1 protein-coding gene and 1 pseudogene are annotated in these 742 nt (G+C 35.2%); both read right to left on the reverse strand.

All coding sequences use genetic code 11. The annotated features are described in order from the left end of the window. A pseudogene (locus R7O13_RS26605) lies at positions 1-306 on the reverse strand (EAL domain-containing protein); the annotation flags it as partial. Positions 307-485: 179 nt separating this feature from the next. Beyond that, positions 486-742 (reverse strand): PPC domain-containing protein (locus R7O13_RS26610; RefSeq protein ID WP_318305175.1); only part of this gene is annotated, 257 nt, incomplete at its 5' end.

Here is a 742-nt window from a genome sequence, read left to right on the forward strand (position 1 = left end):
AAGCTCACGGACAAAATCTTCGTCAGCTAAGCAAGAGAGTTTAATATTAAAAGAGTGTAGTTGGTGAGGGTATTTTTCAAGAGAAAATCGAATTTGTTGTAAAGCGAGAGTTTGAATAAACGTATTGTCTATAATGGAAAAGAATACATCGTTGTTTATGTCGCTCTTATCAAAAGTGCTTATCTTAGACAAAGTTTCGTAATATTGAATTTCTTGGCTTCTAGGACAGAGGATAGGTTGTACTAACGTTTTTATATCAAAGTCAGTCAATTTGAAGCTAGGTAGGTAAGGCATATTCCTTTTCATATTATCCACTTTATCCGTTTACTATTACTATGTTTGACTCACACTTAAACATCGTTTCATATTCTATATCTAAAGTTATTACGTCAGGAAATTAAGAATTATAATACCTCTATAAATAATATTTAATGTTCATTAAGCACCATCGAGAAAACAGGTGCCTAATGAACGATGATAGAAATTTATTTCGCAACAACAGACAGTTCTACGTCGAATTCTTCACGACCACTGATGCTGAAATAGTATTGTCCCATTTTGATCGACCCGTCTTCATTTTTTGGGATTGAAATCGTTTCGTTACTGCCATGGGTGTAGTTCGACCATTCGTACTCGAAGTAGTGGCATACTTTGTCGTAACAAGCGTATAGATCGGCATCACCAGTGCCGGAGATAGACACTTCCAGTTGATTATAACTTTCTGAAACATCGACAAAGAAGA

The sequence above is a fragment of the Vibrio sp. Y176 genome (genome assembly GCF_033438945.1).